Below are 19,274 nucleotides of genomic sequence, written 5' to 3'. Positions count from 1 at the left end.
GCACGGGCGTCTCGCGTAGGTTCCAGCCATGAGTGCAGAGCTGACGCTCGGCGCCGAGGAAGAGCTGCACCTCATCGACCTCGAGTCCGGCCGACTTTCCGCGAAGGCCCCCCGCCTTCTGCCCAAGCTGCCCACCGACCGTTTCGGCGCGGAGCTGCAGCGCACGACGATCGAGACGAACACCCCGGTGGTGCGGACCCTCGACGACCTGCGGCGGGTGATCGTCGACCTGCGCAGCGAGCTCAGTGCCGCGATCGCCCCGGCCGGGGTCACGATCGCCGCCGTCGGCACCGCGCCGAGGTCGGAGTACGCCGACTTCGAGCTGAGCGCCGGCGGGCGGTACGGCCGGATGCAGGAGCAGTACCGGATGCTCGTCGACGAGCAGCTCATCTGCGGCCTGCAGGTGCACGTCGGGGTGAGCGACCGCGACCTGGCGGTGCTGATCGCCCAGCGGGTGGCACCGGTGCTCCCGGTGCTGCTGGCCCTGAGTGCGTCGAGTCCGTTCTGGAACGGGCAGGACACCGGGTACGCCTCGTTCCGGAGCATCATCTGGCAGCGGTGGCCGTCGGCCGGCAGCTTCGGCCCGGTGGAGGACGCCGCCGAGTACGACCGGGTGCTCGACGACCTGATCGCCTCGGGCGTGATCGCCGACAAGAAGATGGCCTACTTCGACGTCCGGCCGTCGTCACACGCGCCGACGCTCGAGCTGCGGGTCTGCGACGCGACCCCGGTGGTGGACGACGCCGTGCTCATCGCCGGACTCTTCCGCGCCGCCGTGCGCAAGGCCGAGAAGTCGGTCGTGTCCGGCGCCGAGTGGCACCCGCGCAGCGAACCGCTGCACCGTGCGGCGATGTGGCAGGCCGCCCGCTCCGGGCTGAGCGGCGAGCTGGTCGGCCTCGGGCAGCACCCCGAACGCCTGCCCGCCGAGGTCGCGGTGCGCCAGCTCGTGTCCCGCCTGCGCCCGGAGCTCGAGGAGCTCGGCGACTGGGGCACGGTGACGGAGCTGCTCGACGCCACCCTGGCCCGCGGCAACTCCACCGATCGGCAGCGCACCGCGTACGCCGAGCGCGGGGAGATCGACGACGTCGTCGCCCTGGTGGTGGAGGACACCGCGGGGCTGCCGTCCGGACGCGACGAGGACCCGGTGGTCCCGCTCCCCGGGTACCGCGTCCGTGCCGGCGACGAGGCGGTCGGCCCCGGGGCGCGACCCCGACCGGCGTTCCGTGACCTGGCTGCCTTCTTCGACGGCTGGGACGCCGAGACCGCGATCGACCGTTGCACCGCCCGCGACGCCTGGACCCGCGAGCACCAGGTCGGCTTCGTGGTCGACGGCGGTGCGCAGGCGTTCGGCTGTGACCTGGTGCCCCGGACGATCAGCGCGTACGAGTGGTCGCAGCTCGAGCGTGGCCTGGGGCAGCGGTCCCGCGCGATCGAACTGTTCCTGCGCGACGCGTACGGCGATCGGCGGATCGTGGCCGACGGCGTGCTGGACGCGGACCACTTCGTCGGTGCGAAGGGCTGGGACCCGGACGCCACCCGGCTGCCGGCGACCGCGGTCCGTGCGCCGGTGCTCGGGTTCGACCTGGTGCGCAACGAGTTCGGCGGCTGGCGGGTGCTCGAGGACAACGTCCGCTCGCCCTCGGGCGTCGCGTACGGCATCGCCCTGCGCGAGCTGATGGACGACGTCGTGCCGGACGCCCCGCGGCCGGCGAACCTGCGCGATCCGCACGGCGTGACCGACCGGTTGCGCCGGACCCTCTGCGCGAACACCACCGCGGTGACGGGCGCGACCGACCCGGTGATCGCGCTGGTCAGTGACGGCCCCGCCGCCGGCGCGTGGTTCGAGCACCGCAGGCTGGCCGACGGGGCCGGGCTGCGCCTGGTGTCCGGGTCCGACCTGGACGTCCGCGACGGACGCGTGGTCGACGCGACGACGGATGACGTGCTCGACGGGCTGTACCTGCGGATCGACCGCGACGTCAGCGCGCTGACGGCAGAGCACGCTCCCGACCTCGGTGCGCGGATCCTCGACGCGGCGGAGGCAGGTCGCGTCTACCTGGCGAACGCGCCGGGCAACGCGCTGGTCGACGACAAGGCGATGTACGTCACCGTGCCGGACCTGATCTGGTACTACCTGGACGAGAAACCCCTGCTGGCGTCCGTGCCGACGTACCGCACGAGCATCGAGGTCGAACGGCTGTCGGTCCTGGACCGCGTCGGGGAACTCGTCACGAAGCCGGTCGACGGTGAGGGCGGCCGCGGGGTCCTGATCGGACCGAGCGCGAGCGCCCCCGAGGTCGCCGAACGACGGCGCGAGATCGCCGCGGACCCCGCCGGGTGGGTGGGGCAGGAGGTGGTGCAGCTGTCCTCGCACCCGACGATCGGACCGGCCGGGCTCGACCCGCGGCACGTGGACCTGCGGGCCTTCGTGTACGCGACGGGGACCGGACCGGACGACGTGCACCTGGCCGACGTGGCCCTGACCCGCGTCGCACCCGAGGGCAGCATGGTCGTCAACTCGTCGCAGGGCGGCGGCGCGAAGGACACGTGGATCGTCGGGAACGCCCCGGCGGACACCGAGGGAGAGCGCTGATGTGTGGACTCGCGGGCGAGATCCGGTTCGACGGCCGAGCGCCGGACGTCGGGGCGGTCGCCCGGATGACCGGCTGCATGACGCACCGCGGCCCGGACGGTGACGGCCTGTGGGCTCGCGGCCCGGTCGCGCTCGGGCACCGACGGCTGTCCATCGTCGACCTGTCCACCGCGGGCGCGCAGCCGATGGTGCTGGCCGAGGCGGGGCTGACGATCGCCTACAACGGGATGGTCTACAACTACCGGCAGCTCCGCGACGAGCTGCACGGCAAGGGGCACCGGTTCGCGTCGACGTCGGACACCGAGGTCATCGCCCTGGCGTACGCCGAGTGGGGCACCGGGTTCGTCGACCACCTGATCGGGATGTTCGCCATCGCCATCTGGGAGCACGCCAGCGGCCGGCTGGTGTTGGCGCGGGACCGGCTGGGCATCAAGCCGCTCTACGTCGCGCCCGTCCCGGGCGGGCTCCGGTTCGCGAGCTCCCTGCCCGCGATCCTGGCAGGAGACGACGGGTCGAGCATCGACACGTCCATCGACCCCGTCGCCTTCGCCTCGTACATGAGCTTCCACTCGATCGTCCCCGCGCCCCGCACGATCCTGTCCGGCGTCGGCAAGCTCCCGCCCGCGACCGTCCGGGTGATCGAGCCCGACGGCACCGCGCACGACACCGTCTACTGGGAGCCCCGCTTCGAGCGCGACCCCGCCAGGGCGGACTGGTCCGAGCGGGACTGGGAGCAGGCGTTCATCGGCTCGCTCCGCACCGCCGTCGAGCGCCGGATGGTCGCCGACGTGCCGGTCGGGGTGCTGCTCTCCGGCGGGATCGACTCCTCGCTCGTGGTCGGGCTGCTCGCCGAGGCCGGGCAACAGGACCTCGCCACGTTCAGCATCGGGTTCGAGGCGGCCGGTGGTGAATCCGGCGACGAGTTCGAGTACTCCGACCAGGTCGCGAAGCACTTCGGCACCGACCACCACCGCATCCACATCCCCTCGTCGCGGCTGCTCGACGGCATCGACGGTGCTGTCGCCGCCATGAGCGAGCCCATGGTCAGCCACGACTGCGTCGCCTTCTACCTGCTGTCGCAGGAGGTCTCGCAGCACGTCAAGGTGGTGCAGTCCGGCCAGGGCGCCGACGAGGTGCTCGCCGGCTACGACTGGTACCCGCCGCTCGCCGACGTGCCGCGCGACCAGGCCGCCGAGGCCTACCGCTCCGTGTTCATGGACCGCCGGTGGCCGGCGCTGCAGGGCCTGCTCGGGGAGCGGTGGAAGAGCGACGACGACACCCCGTCGGCGTTCGTGGACCGCCAGTTCGCACGGCCGGGCGCGGAGACGAGCGTGGATGCCGCGCTCCGCAGCGACACGACGATCATGCTCGTCGACGACCCGGTGAAGCGCGTCGACAACATGACGATGGCGTGGGGGCTCGAGGCCCGCGTGCCGTTCCTGGACCACGAGTTCGTCGAGCTCGCCGCCGCGATCCCGCCGTCGATGAAGCTCACCGACGGCGGCAAGGGCGTGATGAAGCGCGCCTCGCGCGGGATCGTGCCCGACGCCGTCATCGACCGCAGCAAGGGCTCGTTCCCGGTCCCCGCCATCCGGCAGCTCGAGGGTCCGTACCTGCAGCGCGTCCGGGACGCGCTGCACGCCCCCGAGGCGCGGGAGCGCGGGCTCTTCGACCCCGCCACCGTCGAGCGGATGCTGCAGGACCCGAACAGCACCAGGACCGCGATCGGCGCGAACGCGCTCTGGCAGCTCGGCCTGATCGAGATGTGGCTGCAGCAGCAGGGGGTGCGGTGACCGTGGGTGCCGTCCGGACTGGAGGCGCGCAGGGCGTCGCGTCGTCGGCCACCGTCGAGCCGTCGGTCACCACCAGGGCCGCGGCCGGCCTGGGTGCGCAGCTCACCGCCGCCTGGGGGTCGTGGGGACCGACCATGACCCGGAACGCCCGGCGCGTGGCGTTCGTGAGCGACCGGCACGGCACCCCCGAGGTCTTCGTGCAGGACGTCGTCGTCGACGGTGAACTGCCGGAACCGGTGCGGATCGCGCTGTCCGACGACCCCGTGATCCGGGTGTCGTGGTCGTCCGACGGGGAGTGGCTCGCCGTCGCCATCGCGACCGACGGCGGCGTGAAGCAGCAGGTCTGGGTGGTGCGGCCGGACGGCACCGACGCCGCGCAGATCGCCGGCTCGCGGTACCAGCACGCCGAACTCGGGCCGTGGAGCCGCAGCGGCCACCGGGTCGTCATCACCCTGCCCTCGACCGAGCCCGAGCAGCCGGCCCGCGCGTACCTGGTCGACCCGGTCACCGGTGACCGCGACGACCTGGCCGTGGGGGAGCTCATCCACATCCTCGACCTGTCGGTGGAGGAACGGCTCGTCGTGCTGAGCGACGGCCAGCGCGGCCAGGAGTTCGTCGTGGTGGTCGACCGGCTGACCGACGAGAGCCACGCCCTGTTCGCCGACGACCCCGACGGGTCCGCCGAGATCGCGTTCCTGCGGCCCTCGCCCGCGAGCGAGACCAGCCCGCTCGTCGCCTACGTCGCCACCGAGGCCGGACTGCCCCGCCGCGGCCTCGTCGCGCAGCCGGTCGGCCCGCACGGCTGGCGTGGCACACCGCGGCGGATCGTCGAGCGCGACGACGCCGAGCTCGAGTACCTGGACGCCGACGACGCCGGCCGTACCCTGCTGCTCGTCTGGAACGTCGACGGTCGCAGCGAACTCGACCTCATCAACACGCACGACGCCTCGCGCACCCCCGTGCCGGACCTGCCCGGGTACATCGTCACCGACCCTGTGCTCAGCCGTGACGGCCGGAGCGTGCTGCTCGCCGTCGAGGGACCGACCCGGCCGCGCGAACTGTGGCGGCTCGACACGAACGCGCTGACCTGGAGCCGGGTCACCGACGTGCCGGTGCTGCCCGACGTGCAGCTGGTCGAGCCGACGCTCGAGCGGTTCGCCGCCCGTGACGGGCTGGAGCTGACGGGCTGGCTGTACCGGGCCGTGGAGCCGGCCACGTCGTCGGCCGTCGGCGCTCGTGCTGCTGCTGCCGTGCCTCCCGGCCCGCGCGCAGCGCTTGTCCACCTGCACGGCGGACCGGAGTCGCAGGAACGCCCCACGTTCTCGCCGCAGCACCAGGCGCTCGCCGCCGCCGGGGTGACCGTGTTCGCGCCGAACATCCGCGGGTCCTCCGGGTACGGTCACGAGTTCGTGCACGCCGACGACCTGGCGCTGCGGTGGAACGCGCTCGCCGACGTCGTCGACTGCGCGCGGTTCCTGGTGACCAACGGGTACGCCGATCGCTCCCGGGTCGCCGTCGAGGGGCGCTCGTACGGCGGGTACGCGACCTTGGCGTCCCTGGCGTTCACGCCCGACGTGTTCGCGGCCGGGGTCGCGGTGTGCGGGATGAGCGACTTCGCGACCTTCTACCGGGACACCGAACCGTGGATCGCGGCCGCTGCCGCCACGAAGTACGGCCACCCCGTCGAGGACGAAGCCCTGCTCGCGGCCCTGTCGCCGATGCGGGCGATCGACGACGTCACGGCGCCGTTGCTCGTCGTGCACGGGGAGCTCGACACGAACGTGCCGATCGGTGAGGCGCACCAGGTGGTCGCGGCGCTGCGGGAGCGGGCGCACGACGTGGAGTACCTGGAGCTCGCGGGTGAGGGGCACGAGTACCGGCGGGCGGCGTCGCAGGCGCTGCTCGTGCGGCGGATGGTGGAGTTCGTGGCGGCGCGGCTGGGGTGAGGCCTGGCGGGGCGGGGTGCTCGGTGCTGGTCTGGTGCGCGCGCGGGTTCTTCGTGGTGCGAGGTTGCACGCTCGGTGCGAGCTTGTTTCCTCGCACCGGGTGGTCAACTTCGCACCGTGCCGTCACCGGGTGCAACGATGCGCCGGCGGCGCTCGCCGCGGGCGGACAATGGTGGGATGACGACCACTGATCTGACGCGACCCGGAGAGGTCCTCGTGGCCTCGGCAGCGGACGTCGAGCAGGTCGTCCACCGTGCCACGAACCAGTACGCCTCGGGCGTGGTCGCGGACACCGCCGGGTGGGCGGACGGCGATCGTCGGCGGATCGAGGACCTCGGGTTCCGCGGCGGAGACTCCCGGGGCGAGGCGCTCCGGACCCTCGACCTGACGATCGCCGACGACGGCACCCCGACGCGGGTGCTCGACGCGCCCGCCATGGCCGCGCTGAACAGCCACCACGCGCGGTTCGCCGAGCGGCGCGGCGACGTCGTCCGCTACCAGACCGATGTGTCGGTGTGGACGGGGATCCCCGCACAGCCGACCGCGCAGGACTGGGAGGACGTCCGGGCGCTGCTCGGGTCGGGCGGGATGCTCGGCGTCGGTGCGGCTGCCGTCCTGCCCGAGGGGTGGGAGCTCGTCGAGGGTGCCGGCGGCGTGCAGCTGACCGGTGAGGCGATCGAGGGTGCACCGGACCTCGAGGCCGTCGTGCTGACGCCCGACGACGTGCCGGAGATGACCGCCCTGGTCGAGCGGACGAAGCCCGGGCCGTTCCTGCCGCGGACGATCGAGCTCGGCACCTACCTGGGCATCCGGCGGGACGGACGGCTCGTCGCGATGGCGGGGGAGCGCCTGCACCCGCCGGGGTGGACCGAGATCAGCGCGGTGTGCACGGACGAGGCGTACCGGGGGCAGGGGTTCGGGCGGCGGCTCGTGCTCGCCGTCGCGCACGGGATCCGCGAGCGGGGCGAGACCCCGCTGATGCACGCGGCCGCCGGGAACACCGGTGCGATCGGGCTCTACCAGCACCTCGGCTTCCGACTGCGGGACCGTGGGGCGCCGCGGTTCGTGCGGGTGCCGTGAGCTGCGTTCCGGTCTGACGGGTCAGAACGCGGCGAGGGCGCCCTGGAGCATGTCGTGGCCCTGGGCTTCGAAGCCCTCGTCGCCGACCGCGTAGGCCCAGGTCGCCGTCCCCACTGCTTCGCGGAGTTGGAGCCAGCGCCACGCGTCCGGAGTGCGCGGATCGTCGCCGTACCCGTCGAAGAACGCCGCTTCGAGCCTGGGATCGTGCTGCCAGTGCAGCACCGCGAGGCGGGTGAGGTCGAAGGACGCGGGGCGCCAGCCGAACCGGCCGAAGTCGATGACGCGCAGTCGGCCGCCGTCGACGATCCAGTTGCGCGGGTGGAAGTCGCCGTGGGTCGGGACGAGGGACTGCGTCGAGGTGTCGTTCGGGAGCGCGCGCAGTGCCGCTCGTGCGCGGGCGACCACGTCGTCGGGGATCCGGTGCGGTGCGTCGAGGGCGGCCAGTGCCTTCGCCTGCTCATGCTGCAGGAACGTCGGGTCCTGGCGGGTGTCCTGGTCGTGCAGTCGTCGGAGCAGTGATCCGGCCTGACGGTGGACGTCTGGATCGTGCTCGTCCGGGGTCCCGAGGGCGAGGTGCCCGGGGACGCGTTCGAGCACGAGGACGCGGTGCTCCTCGTTCGCCGCGACGAGGGCACCGGTGTCCCCGCTCGCTCGGAGCGCGGCGGTGGCGGTGCGGTGCGCTTCGAGCTCGCGGGGGAAGTGCGTGTTGGTCGGGCCGGAGGCCTTCACGGTGAAGCCGTCGTCGCCAGCGCGGATGTGCAGGACCCTGGTGTCGAGGAGCCCCCACGAGTCATCGGCCACGACGACGGCATCGTGGAGCGTCTCCTGCACGAACGCGATCTGGTCGTCATCGAGTCCGGTGTCCCCCCAGTGCATGGCGGCACGTTACCGTCCTGCTCCGACAGCTCGGGAGGCTGCAGCCCGCGTCCGGTGTCCGGATCGCGCGGATCGTTGCAGTACCCGTGAAGATCACCGTTCCGAGTCCGGCGCCGTGGGGGCGCGGAACCCCGGTGTTTCTGGGCCGGTCTTATCGGTTCCATCATGCAACTATCGACCCCCCCGATGTGGGGGAGCATGCGTGAGCGAAGCTCCGTAACGTGCTGTGTGGCTGCACAGCACCGTCGCAGGGACTGGTGAGCTGCAGCAGCCGCAAGAGGGGTTTCTTGAGCGTGTTCGCTGCGTCGTGGTCCGGTCGTGTTCGTGGAGTGATGCTGGCGGTGGTGGCGTTGGTCGCCCTGCTGGGTTCGTTGTTGGTGGTGGTGTCGCAGCCGACATCGGCACAGGCTGTGGTGACCGGGACGGGCGGGCAGTACGTGCCGATGCCTTCGAACGCCCGCGTGCTGGAAGGTGCGACGTCGGCAGGGACGTTCCGCACGGTGAAGATCGCCGGAGCCGCCGGGCTCCCGTCGTCGGGGATCGGCGCCGTGACGATGATGGTCACGGTCGCTGACCCGAAGGGGTCGGGGCAGCTGCAGGTGCGTGCCGACGATGCCGACACGACGACGCTGCTGATGATCTACAACTCCGGTGTCGGTGGGAACCGGTCGAACACCGGGCTGCTCGCGGTCGCGGACGACGGCACGATCCAGGTGCGGACCGAGACGGCGCAGTCGAAGGTCATCATCGACATCACCGGCTACTACACGTCGACGAAGAACGGTGTCTCGGCCGGTGGGTTCGTGGCGATGTCCCCGTCGCGCGTGCTCGACTCTCGTGGCGGGATCGGTGGCGCGCAGGGGCAGATCCCCGCGGGTTCGCAGCGCACGATCCAGGCGACGGGCTCGAACGGCATCCCCGAGGGTGCCGCGGCGGTCGCGGTGAACATCATCGTCATCAACCGATCGGGCAAGGCCGGCTACGTCCGTCCGACGCCCACCGGTGAGACCCGGAGCACCGGCGTCCTCAACTACAACTCGAATGAGGACCTCGAGACGGCGATGAACGCGCAGGTCGCGTTGAACGCCGACGGGAAGTTCAGCATCGACACCGCCGCGGAGGGCGGGAAGATCGACCTCGTCGTCGACATCCAGGGCTACTTCCTCAAGTCGAACCCGGGCGGTGGTTTCACCCCGTTGAACGGTCGCCTCATCGACACCCGCAAGACCGCGAGCATCGCTTCGGGTGCCTCGTTCACGGTGCAGGTCGGTGGCGTCCAGGGCGCCCCGACCGTTGAGGGCGGCTTGTCGGCTGCCGCGGTGACGTTCACTGCGGTCAACGACAGCGGTGCGGACTCGTACGCGAAGATGTGGGCCGATGGTGCGGCTGAGCCGACCTCGTCGGCGATCAGCAGTGACAAGACCTCGAAGGTGTCGAACACCGTGGTCGCTCCGGTGGGGGCGAACGGGAAGATCCGCATCAAGAACATGGGCAAGGGGGCGATGGACTACCTCGTGGACCTGCAGGGTGCGTACAACTCGCTGCCCGGCGGCCCGGGTGAGACGAACCGGACCGGCAAACGAACCTCGGCGACGACACTCCCGTTCCCGATCACGGACCAGACCAACGCGTCCGTCGACGTCGGCACCGGCAACTTGCTGGTCAGCACGACTGCGATGAGCCTGCCGGGAGTGACCGAGAACACCACGATCGGCGCCGCGTACAACTCGCGCAGCACCACCGTCGGTGACACCAACACGATGGACGCGAACCGGTGGCAGTACGCCCTCGCCGGCGCTGGGGACCTCACCGCGAACGCCGACGGTGTCATCTACACGGACGCCGTCGGGACGACGTGGCAGTTCCGTCCGTCCGGGGCGCAGGGCGCTTTCACCAGCCCGGCTGGTCTGCAGCAGACCCTGACCCGCGTCGACAACAGCACGACGCACGAGTACACGTTGAAGGGGTGGACGTCGAACTCGACGACGCACTTCAACCTCGCGGGTCAGCCCACCTCGATCGTGGACCGGAACAAGAACCAGATCAGCTTCAACTCCGACGAGCCGGGCTTCACCCTGAAGTCCCTCGTCTCGACCGCGGGTGTCACCGGGGCCCGGACGGCGAACTCGTCGTACGCCAACGGTGTGCAGACGTTCTCGCAGACCAGTGGCTCGAGCTCGCGGAGCGTGTCGTGGACGAAGAACAGCACCGGCGACATCACCATGTACACGGACGCGCTCGGCAAGAAGACCACGTTCGCGTACACCAGCGGAAACCTGACCTCGATCACGGCGCCCGAGGGTGGCGTGACGGCGTTCACGTACGACTCGTCCGACCGGGTCACGAAGGTCGAACAGCGCAACACCACTGCCGGCTCGCCGGGGACCGCTGTGACGCGATTCTCGTTCAAGGACGACACCACCACGCTGGTTGCTGACCCGCGGTCCGATCAGTCGGTCGCTGTGGCGGACACGAAGTACACCAACTACACCCTCGACGGGAACGATCTCGTCACGAACGTCGTCGACGCCGCGAAGCGGGAACAGTCCCGCTCCTACAAGTCCACGAACAACGGCGTCGAGAACTCGAGTGTCGGCGCGGGCGCAAGCGCATCGACGTCGAAGAACACCTACGGGGCGAACAACGAGCAGTCGCTGACGCAGTCGGAGTCCGGCGCGGGCACGAAGAACTCGGCGACGTACGGTTCCGGATCGGCTGCCTACCTGCCGTCAAAGGTCACCGACAGCTCGGGTAATGAGACCAACTACGGCTACGACGGCCCCGGCAACCGAACGTCGACCGCCACGGGCGGCTCCGGTCCGGAGGCGGCGAAGGCAGAGCTCGAGTACAACAAGAAGGGCACCGACCCGTATGCGTGGGGTGCGGTGAAGTCCGCGACGGCTCCCGGCGACGGTGATCGGAAGACGACGTATTCGTACGACACCCACGACCAGCTGCTCGCCATCACGGCGCCGGCCAACACGGTCGGGGAACAGAAGTACTCCTACGACGACTTCGGCCGTGTGAAGAACCACACCGACGGTGACGGCGGCGTCACGACGTACTCGTACGACAACGACGACCGGCTGCTGACGACTTCGTTCGATGACGGCACCGCAACGGTGACGAACACCTACGACGGGAACGGCAATCAGCTCACCGAGCAATCCGCGACCGGCACCATCACCAACACCTACGACCAGCGGAACCGGCTCACCTCGACCGTGAACACCGCCGGCGGTGGCACCGTGTCCTACGGCTACGACCTCGCCGGCAACACGGCCAAGGTCACCGACGCCCACGGCACCGTCACGCACGACTACGACGTCGCCAATGTCCTGACCCGCACCACCTACCCGACCGCGAACGGCGGTACGGCGAAGCAGGTCTACAAGAACGACGACCACGGCCGCCGCACCGACGCCTGGCTCGGCGCTGTCGAGAACACGGATCCGACCAAGGACCCGACGTCGTGGCAGGCGCACCAGACGATCACCTACGGCGTGTCCGACCACGTCACCGGTGTTCGCGCCGTGAACGCCGACGACCCGTCCAAGCCCGTCGTGAGCCTGACGTACTGCTACATCACCGGGATCGACGCCGGGGGCGACTGCTCGGCGACGAACAGTGCGAACGCCACGGACAAGATCCAGTGGGTCAAGGACAACATCACCCAGCAGACCACCACGTACACGTACGACTCGAACAGTCGCCTCACCAAGGCCGCGCAGGCCGGCGGTGCGACGAACATCACGTGGGCGTACACCTACGACGCGGCCGGGAACCGGCTCACCGCCAAGCGCGGCGGCGACGTCACCAGCTCGCAGACGCTGACCTACAACACCGTCGGGCAGATCACCTCTGACGGCTACGCGTACGACGGTGTCGGCAACTTGGTGAAGGCGCCCGGGCAGACGTTCACCTACAACGGGGCGCAGCAGATGACGTCCTCCACGAAGGACGGCGTCACCACCCGTTACGAGTACGCCGGCGGCAACATGAACAAGCTGCTCTCGCAGGCCACCGACGGGGGAACCGAGTACGACTACACGTATGGCACGTCCGACTCCAACGGTGTCCCCGTGATCACCAGCCGCACCATCGCGGGCACCGGGACTGCGTCGGTCATCAGCGACCCGGGGAACGGGCAGCCGCTGGACCTGCAGACCACCGACGGCACCACGAGCATGTGGGTCATCGACGGCAGCGGCAGCCCGGCCGCCGCGATCGCCGACACCGGGAAGACCGCGTACACCGTCTCCTACGACCCCTACGGCGTTGAAACCGTGACCGTTGGCGGCGACAGTGCGCAGTGGCAGCAGAACCCCTACGGGTTCAAGGTCGGGCTCCGCTCGAGCAACACCGACACCGGGCTCACCAAGTTCGGCTACCGTTGGCAGTCCAGCATCACTGGGGCATGGATCGAACGCGACACCCTCGATGCACCCCTCAGCTCAACGAACGCCAACCGCTACGCCTTTGCGGGTGCCGATCCGATCAACGGCAGTGATCCGACTGGCCTCTATAATTGGAGGCTGGCGGGAGCGGACTTCCTTCTTGCAACAGGCGTCGGAACGGGGATCGGGGCTGCGGTCGGTTGCATCGCCACCATCGCAATTGGGTGTGGGCCAGGTGCAGGACCGGGGGCTGCAATCGGCACTGCGTTGGGTGCAATATTCGGTGCCGGTTTCGTGCTCGGCGCGTCCCTTGCTGGAGGTTATAGTGAGTAAAAAACAATCCAACCCGAAACGCGATCGCATTGTCGCGATTTCGCCTGCTCTTGTGGGTGTCCTCGTTATTGGACTAATTGTCGGACTGCAACAGGTTGACATAGTGTTTGCGCTGATCATTCTTGGCGCTTTCGTAGTAGCCGTTTTGCCGCCCATCTTGGTTGTGCTCAAATTAACACCGGACGATTCGCAGTAGTTGGTGCGAGCGACCGCTCCATCGGTTGAGACCTCCACTACTGGTCCAGCGGTCGCCGGGTGAGGACGGTGCGACCATCGCCGAAGCGATCAAGGCTTGGGCTGTCCGGTAGCCGGTCGTTCACCGCACGGTCTGCGCGACCCCACTGGGGTGTGGAACGGACCGGAGGAGCTTCGTCTCGACTCCGGTCCGCACAGGAGCTGGTGCGACCCCTGCGCGCGACCGTAGCCCTAGGAACACGATGGCGCCGGCAACAGTCCGCGATCCGACGCGCCCGTGCCGAGCGCCACGGTCAGATCTACGCGAGGGCGCCAGCCGTCGCGGCTGCTCCCCCGATCGAACGGTGCAGTCGCGCGCGGAGCGTTTCACCCGTGTAGCGATCCTCCTCGATTCCTCCGACAACCGATCACTCGGCCGCGGTTGAACCCGCGATCCGGGGGACGATCGTTCAACAGCGGCTGCGAGTCAGTCGTCGTTCGGCAGGTACCAGCCGTGCTCGCGGTGTCGCGTCGTCGGCGGGTCGGGGTGCTCTCGGTCGTACGCCTCGTTCGACGGTCGCGTCATCTCTGCGTCGTAACGCCGCAGCTCGTCGTATCGGTCATTGCCTGCGATATTGCGCAGCCGTATCGCCTCGCGCCTCTGTTCCAGTTCGTCGTCGCTGTAGGGGCGGAGACTGCCGAGCGCCTTGGCCACGGAGTCCAAGATTCCCATGCCGTCCCTACCCTTGCTCGGGTACGTCGCCCAAGGACTGGACCAGCCTGGGATGTGCCGCGGGTATTGCTACAGCCCCGGTATCCGGATGGAAGTCGCTCGTAGCCGGTGGTGCTGGAGCTGTTGCCACCTGCGAGGATGCATTCGCGCAGACAGCCGAGTGCGACGCCGCAGTAGATGCTGACAGGGCTTCGGGATATCGTTGGCAGAGTGATTACGTAGCTCCGTGCCAGAACCCGTTCTCGGACCAGCTGCGATAATAGGGGTGTGAATCATCAACAGGACACGAAGTAAAAACGAACAGAAGTTAGTGGCTGGGGTGATGGGCGTAGCGGCCGTGATCATTGGAATTTACGCTGTGCTTTCTTTCGTAGAGGGTAGTTTATGGCGTGGCTCCCTAGCCGTAGTGAGTGCTGCTCTCCTCGGATATTTTGCGATAGGCTTAGCGTTCCCAAGTCGCACTAAGCATCGCTGATGGTTTGGGTGCTCACCGAGATATAGCGTTGCATAGCACCGGCAAATCAGCGACCCGGGCACGGGGCAGCCGCTGGACCTGCAGACCACCGACGGCACCACGAGCATGTGGGTCATCGACGGCACCGGCAACCCTGTCGCCGCGATCGCCGACAGCGGGAAGACGGCGTACACCGTCTCGTACGACCCGTACGGCGTCGAAACCGTCACCGTCGGCGGCGACAGCGCGCAGTGGAAGCAGAACCCCTACGGGTTCAAGAGTGGTCTCCGCTCGTCCAGCACCGACAACGGGCTCACCAAGTTCGGGTACCGCTGGCAGTCCAGCGTCACGGGCGGGTGGATCGAACGTGACACTCTCGACGCGCCCCTCAGCCCGAGTAATGCCAACCGCTACGCGTTCGCGGGAGCTGACCCCATCAATAAGTCAGATTCCTCGGGTCGTAGCGTCGGGGGAGCGGCCGTCAATGCGGGTGTGGCGACAATCGCTGCCGTCGGGACCGCCGCAGTTTGCGCGTCAACCGCAGGAATCGGTTGCTTGGTGGGTGGAGTGGTCTTGGGTGGAGTGTTCGGAGGTTTTGGCGGTATCGCCCAGGAAGCAGTTGAAGGTGGAGATAACTATGGGCAGGCGGCACTCGAAGGAACGGTAAGCGGGGCTATTGGAGGCTTCGGCGGTGGCATCGCCGGCAAGCTGATCAAGTACCTGCCGCGTGGCTAGGAGGGCCGCAACATGTCGGGCTTTTGGATCACATGGACAGTCCTGCTGGTTATTGCAGTCGGCGCACTGGTGCTCGTTGGAGTGGGTGTCCAGCGAACAATTTCCACAGAAGGATGGCGCGACGGAAAGCTCCATCGCGGAGCCGGAGGGCGATGGTTCTGGAGTGGGATCATCGTCGCGTTGATCGACGGGGTGGCGCTGATCCTCCTTGTCCTGACGAACTAGGACGTGAGCGGCCTTTGACGGAGAAACCACGACATTCGGGCGTCGTGTCGGGGCAAGGGCGCATGGTCGATCAGGTGAAGGGGACTGGAAGGCCGCAATGTCTGCGAGCAAGTCCATCGTGAGCCCGATCATGCGGGTGAGTCGATTTCGCAAGAGTGGGGGGCCGATGGCAGCGCAGCCTGGTCGGAGCCCTCGCACTCAGCCCGAGTCGTGGATTCTCTAGGATCGACCCATGTCCACGACCATGCCCGGCTTCGGGACGGAGCGCATCACGCAGCTCGGCCTGCGCGACCGCGTCTACGACCGGGTGCTCGAGGTCCTGATGGGTCACGACGTCGAACCGGGCATGCGGCTGTCGATCGACGGCCTCGCTCGCTCGCTGGGGGTCTCGCCGACCCCGGTCCGCGAAGCCCTGGTGCAACTCGAACGCACCGGCCTCGTCACCCGTGAAGCGAACAAGGGGTACCGGGTCTCCCCGCCCCTGGCCGGCGACCAGCTCGAGGCCCTGTTCGACGCCCGGCTCATCGTCGAGAGCGGCGCCGTCGAACTCGCGGCCCGCGGCGACGTCGACGGCCTGCGCGAGCGGCTGGCGGCAGCGCTCGACGAGCAGGCGGCGGTGGCCGCCGAGGTCGCGTCCGTCGGTGCTGCGCACGCGCCGGAAGAGCTGATGGCCCGCTTCTTCCGCAGCGACTGGCAGTTCCACCAGCTGATCTTCGACGCGACACGGAACCCGTTCCTCGAAGAGATGTCCGAGATCATCACGACGCGCGTGCACCGCATGCGGCAGATCGTCGAGGGCGGCGGGGACGACACGGATCGTGCGGTCCAGGAACACCGGGCCATCCTGGAGGCGCTCGCTGCGGACCCGACGTCGGCCGTCGCCGCGATGCGGCTCCACATCGACGCCGTCCGGTTGCGTTCGCGCGCGGACGCGTCCCACACGAGCTGAGGCGGAGGGGTTGCGTTCCGGCGTCGTGCGAGTATCTTTCCTATAGGAAAGAGGTTCAAGGCTGAACCACCACGACATGCAAGGGAGCATTCCGTGACCACTCCACAGGACTGGGTCGACCAGGATTGGGACCCCACCACCTGGACGTCGGAGACCTGGCCGGTCGCCGCGTGCCTGCACGGGTTCGCGCAGGTCACCCGCGACGGGACGGCATTCCACGACGCCCCCGCCGAGGTGTGGGACGAGGTGTTCGGGCAGATCGAGGCCGTCGGCTTCTCGCTGGCCGAACTCGCTGACAGCCACATCCGGCCCGCTGACCTCGAAGCCTCGCGCCGCGACGAGCTGTTCGCCGTCGCGAAGTCGCACGGCATCGGGATCCCGTCGGTGCACCTGCAGCGCAAGAGCGTCATCCAGCCCGGGCACGAGGACGAGAACCTCGCTTACGCCCACCGCACGATCGACGCGGCGGCCGAGTGGGGCATGCAGGTGTTCTCGACCGGGCTGCACCAGCCGTTCACCGACGCCCAGAAGCGGGCGCTGTGGTTCTGGACGGCGCCGGGCCCGAAGGACCCCGACGACCCCGAGGTCTGGAACGCCGCGGTCAAGCGACTGCGGGAGCTCGGCGAGCACGCTGCGAGCGTCGGGCTGCCGATGGCGCTCGAGCTGTACGAGGACACGTACCTCGGCACTGCCGACAGCGCGGTCCGCCTGGTCGAGGAGATCGGGCTCGACAACGTCGGCCTGAACGCGGACGTAGCCAACCTCATCCGTCTGCACCGTCCGGTCGAGGACTGGCGGGAGCTGTTCGCAAAGACCATGCCGCACACGAACTACCTGCACGTGAAGAACTACACGCGTGACGAGGCCGGCGACGGCAGCTGGGCGACGAGTGCGCCGAGCACCATGGAGACGGGCCTCATCAACTACCGCCAGGTCCTGCGCGACGCCGTCGCCGACGGGTTCCGCGGGATCGTCATGACCGAGCAGTACGGCGGGGACAGCCTCGGCGTCTGCGCCACCAACCAGCAGTACATCCGATCCGTCCTCGCGACGACGAAGCTCGACGCGACGGCGACCCCGACTGCAGCAACCAGCACCGAAGGAGCAATCCGATGAGCACCCTCGACATCGCCGTCGTCGGGTCCGGCTACATGGGCGGCGGGATCGCCCAGGTCCTCGCCCTCGCCGGCCACACGGTCCGGATCGCCGACGTCTCGGCCGAGATCGCCCAGCAGAACCTGGAGCGGCTGCTCACCGAGACTGCGCAGTTCGTCGCCGACGGGCTGTTCCCCGAGGACGCCGTCGATCGGGTCCGCGCACACCTGAGCGCTGCCGAGTCGATCGAGGCCGCCGTCGCCGACGCGGACTTCATCGAGGAGGCCGTGCCCGAGAAGCTCGAGATCAAGCACGCGACGCTCCGCCGCATCAGCGAGGCCGCCCGCCCCGACGCCGTGATCGGCTCGAACACCTCGACGATCCTGATCGAGTCGCTGGCCGAGGCCGTCGTGGGCCCGGAGCGGTTCCTCGGCGTGCACTTTTCGAACCCGGCTCCGTTCATCCCCGGCGTCGAGCTCATCCCGCACCCGACCACCAACGAGCACGCGATCGAGGTCGGCGAGACCGTCGTCGCCGCGACCGGCAAGCAGTCGGCACGGGTGAAGGACTCGACCGGGTTCGTCCTGAACCGCCTGCAGTACGCGCTGTTCGAGGAGGCCACGAAGATCGCCGACGAGGGCATCGCGAGCCCCGACGACATCGACACCATCGTGCGGACCACGTTCGGGTTCCGCCTGCCGTTCTTCGGCCCGTTCGCGATCGCCGACATGGCAGGGCTCGACGTCTACGCCTTCTGCTTCGAGTCGCTGCAGACCCGCTGGCCCGAGCGCTTCGCCACCCCGCCGTCGCTGCAGCAGCACGTCGACGCCGGTGAACTCGGCACGAAGTCCGGCGCCGGGTACCTCGAGGTGCTGGCCGACCGCACGCCCGAGCTCGTGGCCTACCGGAACAAGGCGTACGTCGCGATGCAGAAGCTCCTCGACGAGCTCGGCCCGGCACCGATCCACTGAGCCCGGAGCACGAACCATGAGCACGCAGAACCCCCAGACCGAACAGACCGAACAGACCCGCACCGTCGTCCTCACCGGGGCCGCCTCACCGCGGGGCATCGGCCGCGCCACCGCCCACCACCTGGCCGAGGCCGGGTGGGACGTCGGGATCGTCGACCTCGACCAGACGGCGAGCGAGCAGGTCGCCGCCGAGATCCGCGAACAGCACGGCGTGCGGGCCGTCGGTGTCGGTGCGAACGTCGCCGACGAGTCCGCCGTCCGTGCGGCCTTCGACACGATCGAGGCCGAACTCCGGCCGATCACCGCGCTCGTGAACCTGGCCGGGGTCTCGTCCGCGCACGCCTACCTCGACCTGCCCGAGGGGGAGTGGCACCGTGTGCTGTCGATCAACCTCGACGGCGTGCACTTCGCCAGCCTGCGGGCGGCGGAGTCGATGGTGCGGTCCGGCTACGGGCGCATCGTGAACCTGTCGTCGGTCTCCGCCCAGCGCGGCGGCGGCACCTTCAGCAAGACCCCGTACACGGTGGCGAAGGCCGGCGTGATCGGCCTCACCCGTGGTCTGGCACGCGAGCTCGGCCCACGCGGCGTCACGGTCAACGCGATCGCCCCCGGTCCGATCGACACCGACATCATGGGCGGCACCCTGTCCGAGGAGCGGAAGGCCGAGATGGCCGCCGACGGCGTGCTGCCGCGCATCGGCACCCCGCGGGACATCGCTGCCGCCATCGCGTACCTCATCAGCGAGGACGCCGGGTTCGTCACGGGCCAGACGCTCAACGTCGACGGCGGCCTGTACATGCACTAGGGCCAGCCGCCCGCGGAACGCGCGCCGACCGGGCGACGCGATCCGTGCCTCCCGTCCGGACGACCGAACCGACCGCCGGACGCCAGAACGACCGCACCGTGCTCGCAAAGGAGCG

At 69.3% G+C, this 19,274-nt stretch carries 12 protein-coding genes; 10 read left to right on the top strand and 2 right to left on the bottom strand.

The features are described from left to right. The first annotated feature begins 28 nt into the window (after positions 1 to 28). The 4 genes from BIU95_RS00910 (at position 29) to BIU95_RS00895 (ending at position 7,412) form a co-directional block, all read left to right on the top strand. Positions 29 to 2,593: a carboxylate--amine ligase/circularly permuted type 2 ATP-grasp protein gene (locus tag BIU95_RS00910; protein ID WP_042539996.1), complete on the top strand. Its 2,565-nt coding sequence runs from the start codon at positions 29 to 31 to the stop codon at positions 2,591 to 2,593. Beyond that, positions 2,593 to 4,386, top strand: a complete 1,794-nt coding sequence (locus BIU95_RS00905) for an N-acetylglutaminylglutamine amidotransferase (protein WP_071249951.1) — start codon at positions 2,593 to 2,595, stop codon at positions 4,384 to 4,386. Before BIU95_RS00910 ends, BIU95_RS00905 begins: the two co-directional genes overlap by 1 nt. Beyond that, a complete protein-coding gene (locus BIU95_RS00900; RefSeq protein WP_254783232.1) occupies positions 4,359 to 6,332 on the top strand; it encodes a prolyl oligopeptidase family serine peptidase in 1,974 nt (657 codons plus the stop codon). Before BIU95_RS00905 ends, BIU95_RS00900 begins: the two co-directional genes overlap by 28 nt. Positions 6,333 to 6,509: 177 nt before the next feature. Then, entirely contained in the window at positions 6,510 to 7,412 is a 903-nt protein-coding gene (locus BIU95_RS00895; protein WP_071249947.1) for a GNAT family N-acetyltransferase, read from the top strand. 21 nt (positions 7,413 to 7,433) lie between these two features. On the opposite strand, the gene BIU95_RS00890 is transcribed toward BIU95_RS00895, so the two are convergent. Beyond that, positions 7,434 to 8,288 carry an aminoglycoside phosphotransferase family protein gene (locus tag BIU95_RS00890; protein WP_056072670.1) on the bottom strand — a complete coding sequence of 285 codons (855 nt, stop codon included), beginning with the start codon at positions 8,286 to 8,288 and terminating at the stop codon, positions 7,434 to 7,436. Between the two features lie 500 nt (positions 8,289 to 8,788). Between BIU95_RS00890 and BIU95_RS00885 the strand changes: the two genes are divergently transcribed. Further along, positions 8,789 to 13,018 (top strand): RHS repeat-associated core domain-containing protein, encoded by a 4,230-nt coding sequence (locus BIU95_RS00885; protein WP_139179579.1) that lies wholly within the window; start codon positions 8,789 to 8,791, stop codon positions 13,016 to 13,018. A 661-nt stretch (positions 13,019 to 13,679) separates the two neighbouring features. Here the strand turns inward: BIU95_RS00885 and BIU95_RS00880 are convergent. Further along, on the bottom strand, positions 13,680 to 13,907 hold the full coding sequence (locus BIU95_RS00880; protein WP_200942699.1) for a hypothetical protein: 228 nt from the start codon (positions 13,905 to 13,907) through the stop codon (positions 13,680 to 13,682). 598 nt (positions 13,908 to 14,505) lie between these two features. Between BIU95_RS00880 and BIU95_RS00875 the strand changes: the two genes are divergently transcribed. The 5 genes from BIU95_RS00875 (at position 14,506) to BIU95_RS00855 (ending at position 19,159) form a co-directional block, all read left to right on the top strand. Then, positions 14,506 to 15,114: an RHS repeat-associated core domain-containing protein gene (locus tag BIU95_RS00875; protein WP_071249943.1), complete on the top strand. Its 609-nt coding sequence runs from the start codon at positions 14,506 to 14,508 to the stop codon at positions 15,112 to 15,114. Between the two features lie 457 nt (positions 15,115 to 15,571). Then, positions 15,572 to 16,288, top strand: a complete 717-nt coding sequence (locus tag BIU95_RS00870; RefSeq protein ID WP_017887786.1) for a GntR family transcriptional regulator — start codon at positions 15,572 to 15,574, stop codon at positions 16,286 to 16,288. Positions 16,289 to 16,381: 93 nt separating this feature from the next. Further along, positions 16,382 to 17,404: a sugar phosphate isomerase/epimerase gene (locus BIU95_RS00865; protein ID WP_017887785.1), complete on the top strand. Its 1,023-nt coding sequence runs from the start codon at positions 16,382 to 16,384 to the stop codon at positions 17,402 to 17,404. Beyond that, positions 17,401 to 18,354, top strand: a complete 954-nt coding sequence (locus BIU95_RS00860; RefSeq protein WP_071249941.1) for a 3-hydroxyacyl-CoA dehydrogenase family protein — start codon at positions 17,401 to 17,403, stop codon at positions 18,352 to 18,354. The genes BIU95_RS00865 and BIU95_RS00860 overlap by 4 nt, the downstream gene beginning before the upstream one ends. Before the next feature lie 16 nt (positions 18,355 to 18,370). Then, complete coding sequence (locus tag BIU95_RS00855; protein WP_042538032.1) at positions 18,371 to 19,159, top strand: SDR family NAD(P)-dependent oxidoreductase; 789 nt, start codon at positions 18,371 to 18,373, stop codon at positions 19,157 to 19,159. Positions 19,160 to 19,274: the final 115 nt, after the last annotated feature.

It is taken from the genome of Curtobacterium sp. MCBA15_007 (genome assembly GCF_001864905.1).
Lineage (GTDB): Bacteria > Actinomycetota > Actinomycetes > Actinomycetales > Microbacteriaceae > Curtobacterium > Curtobacterium poinsettiae.
This window is presented reverse-complemented; position numbering and strand designations above follow the sequence as displayed.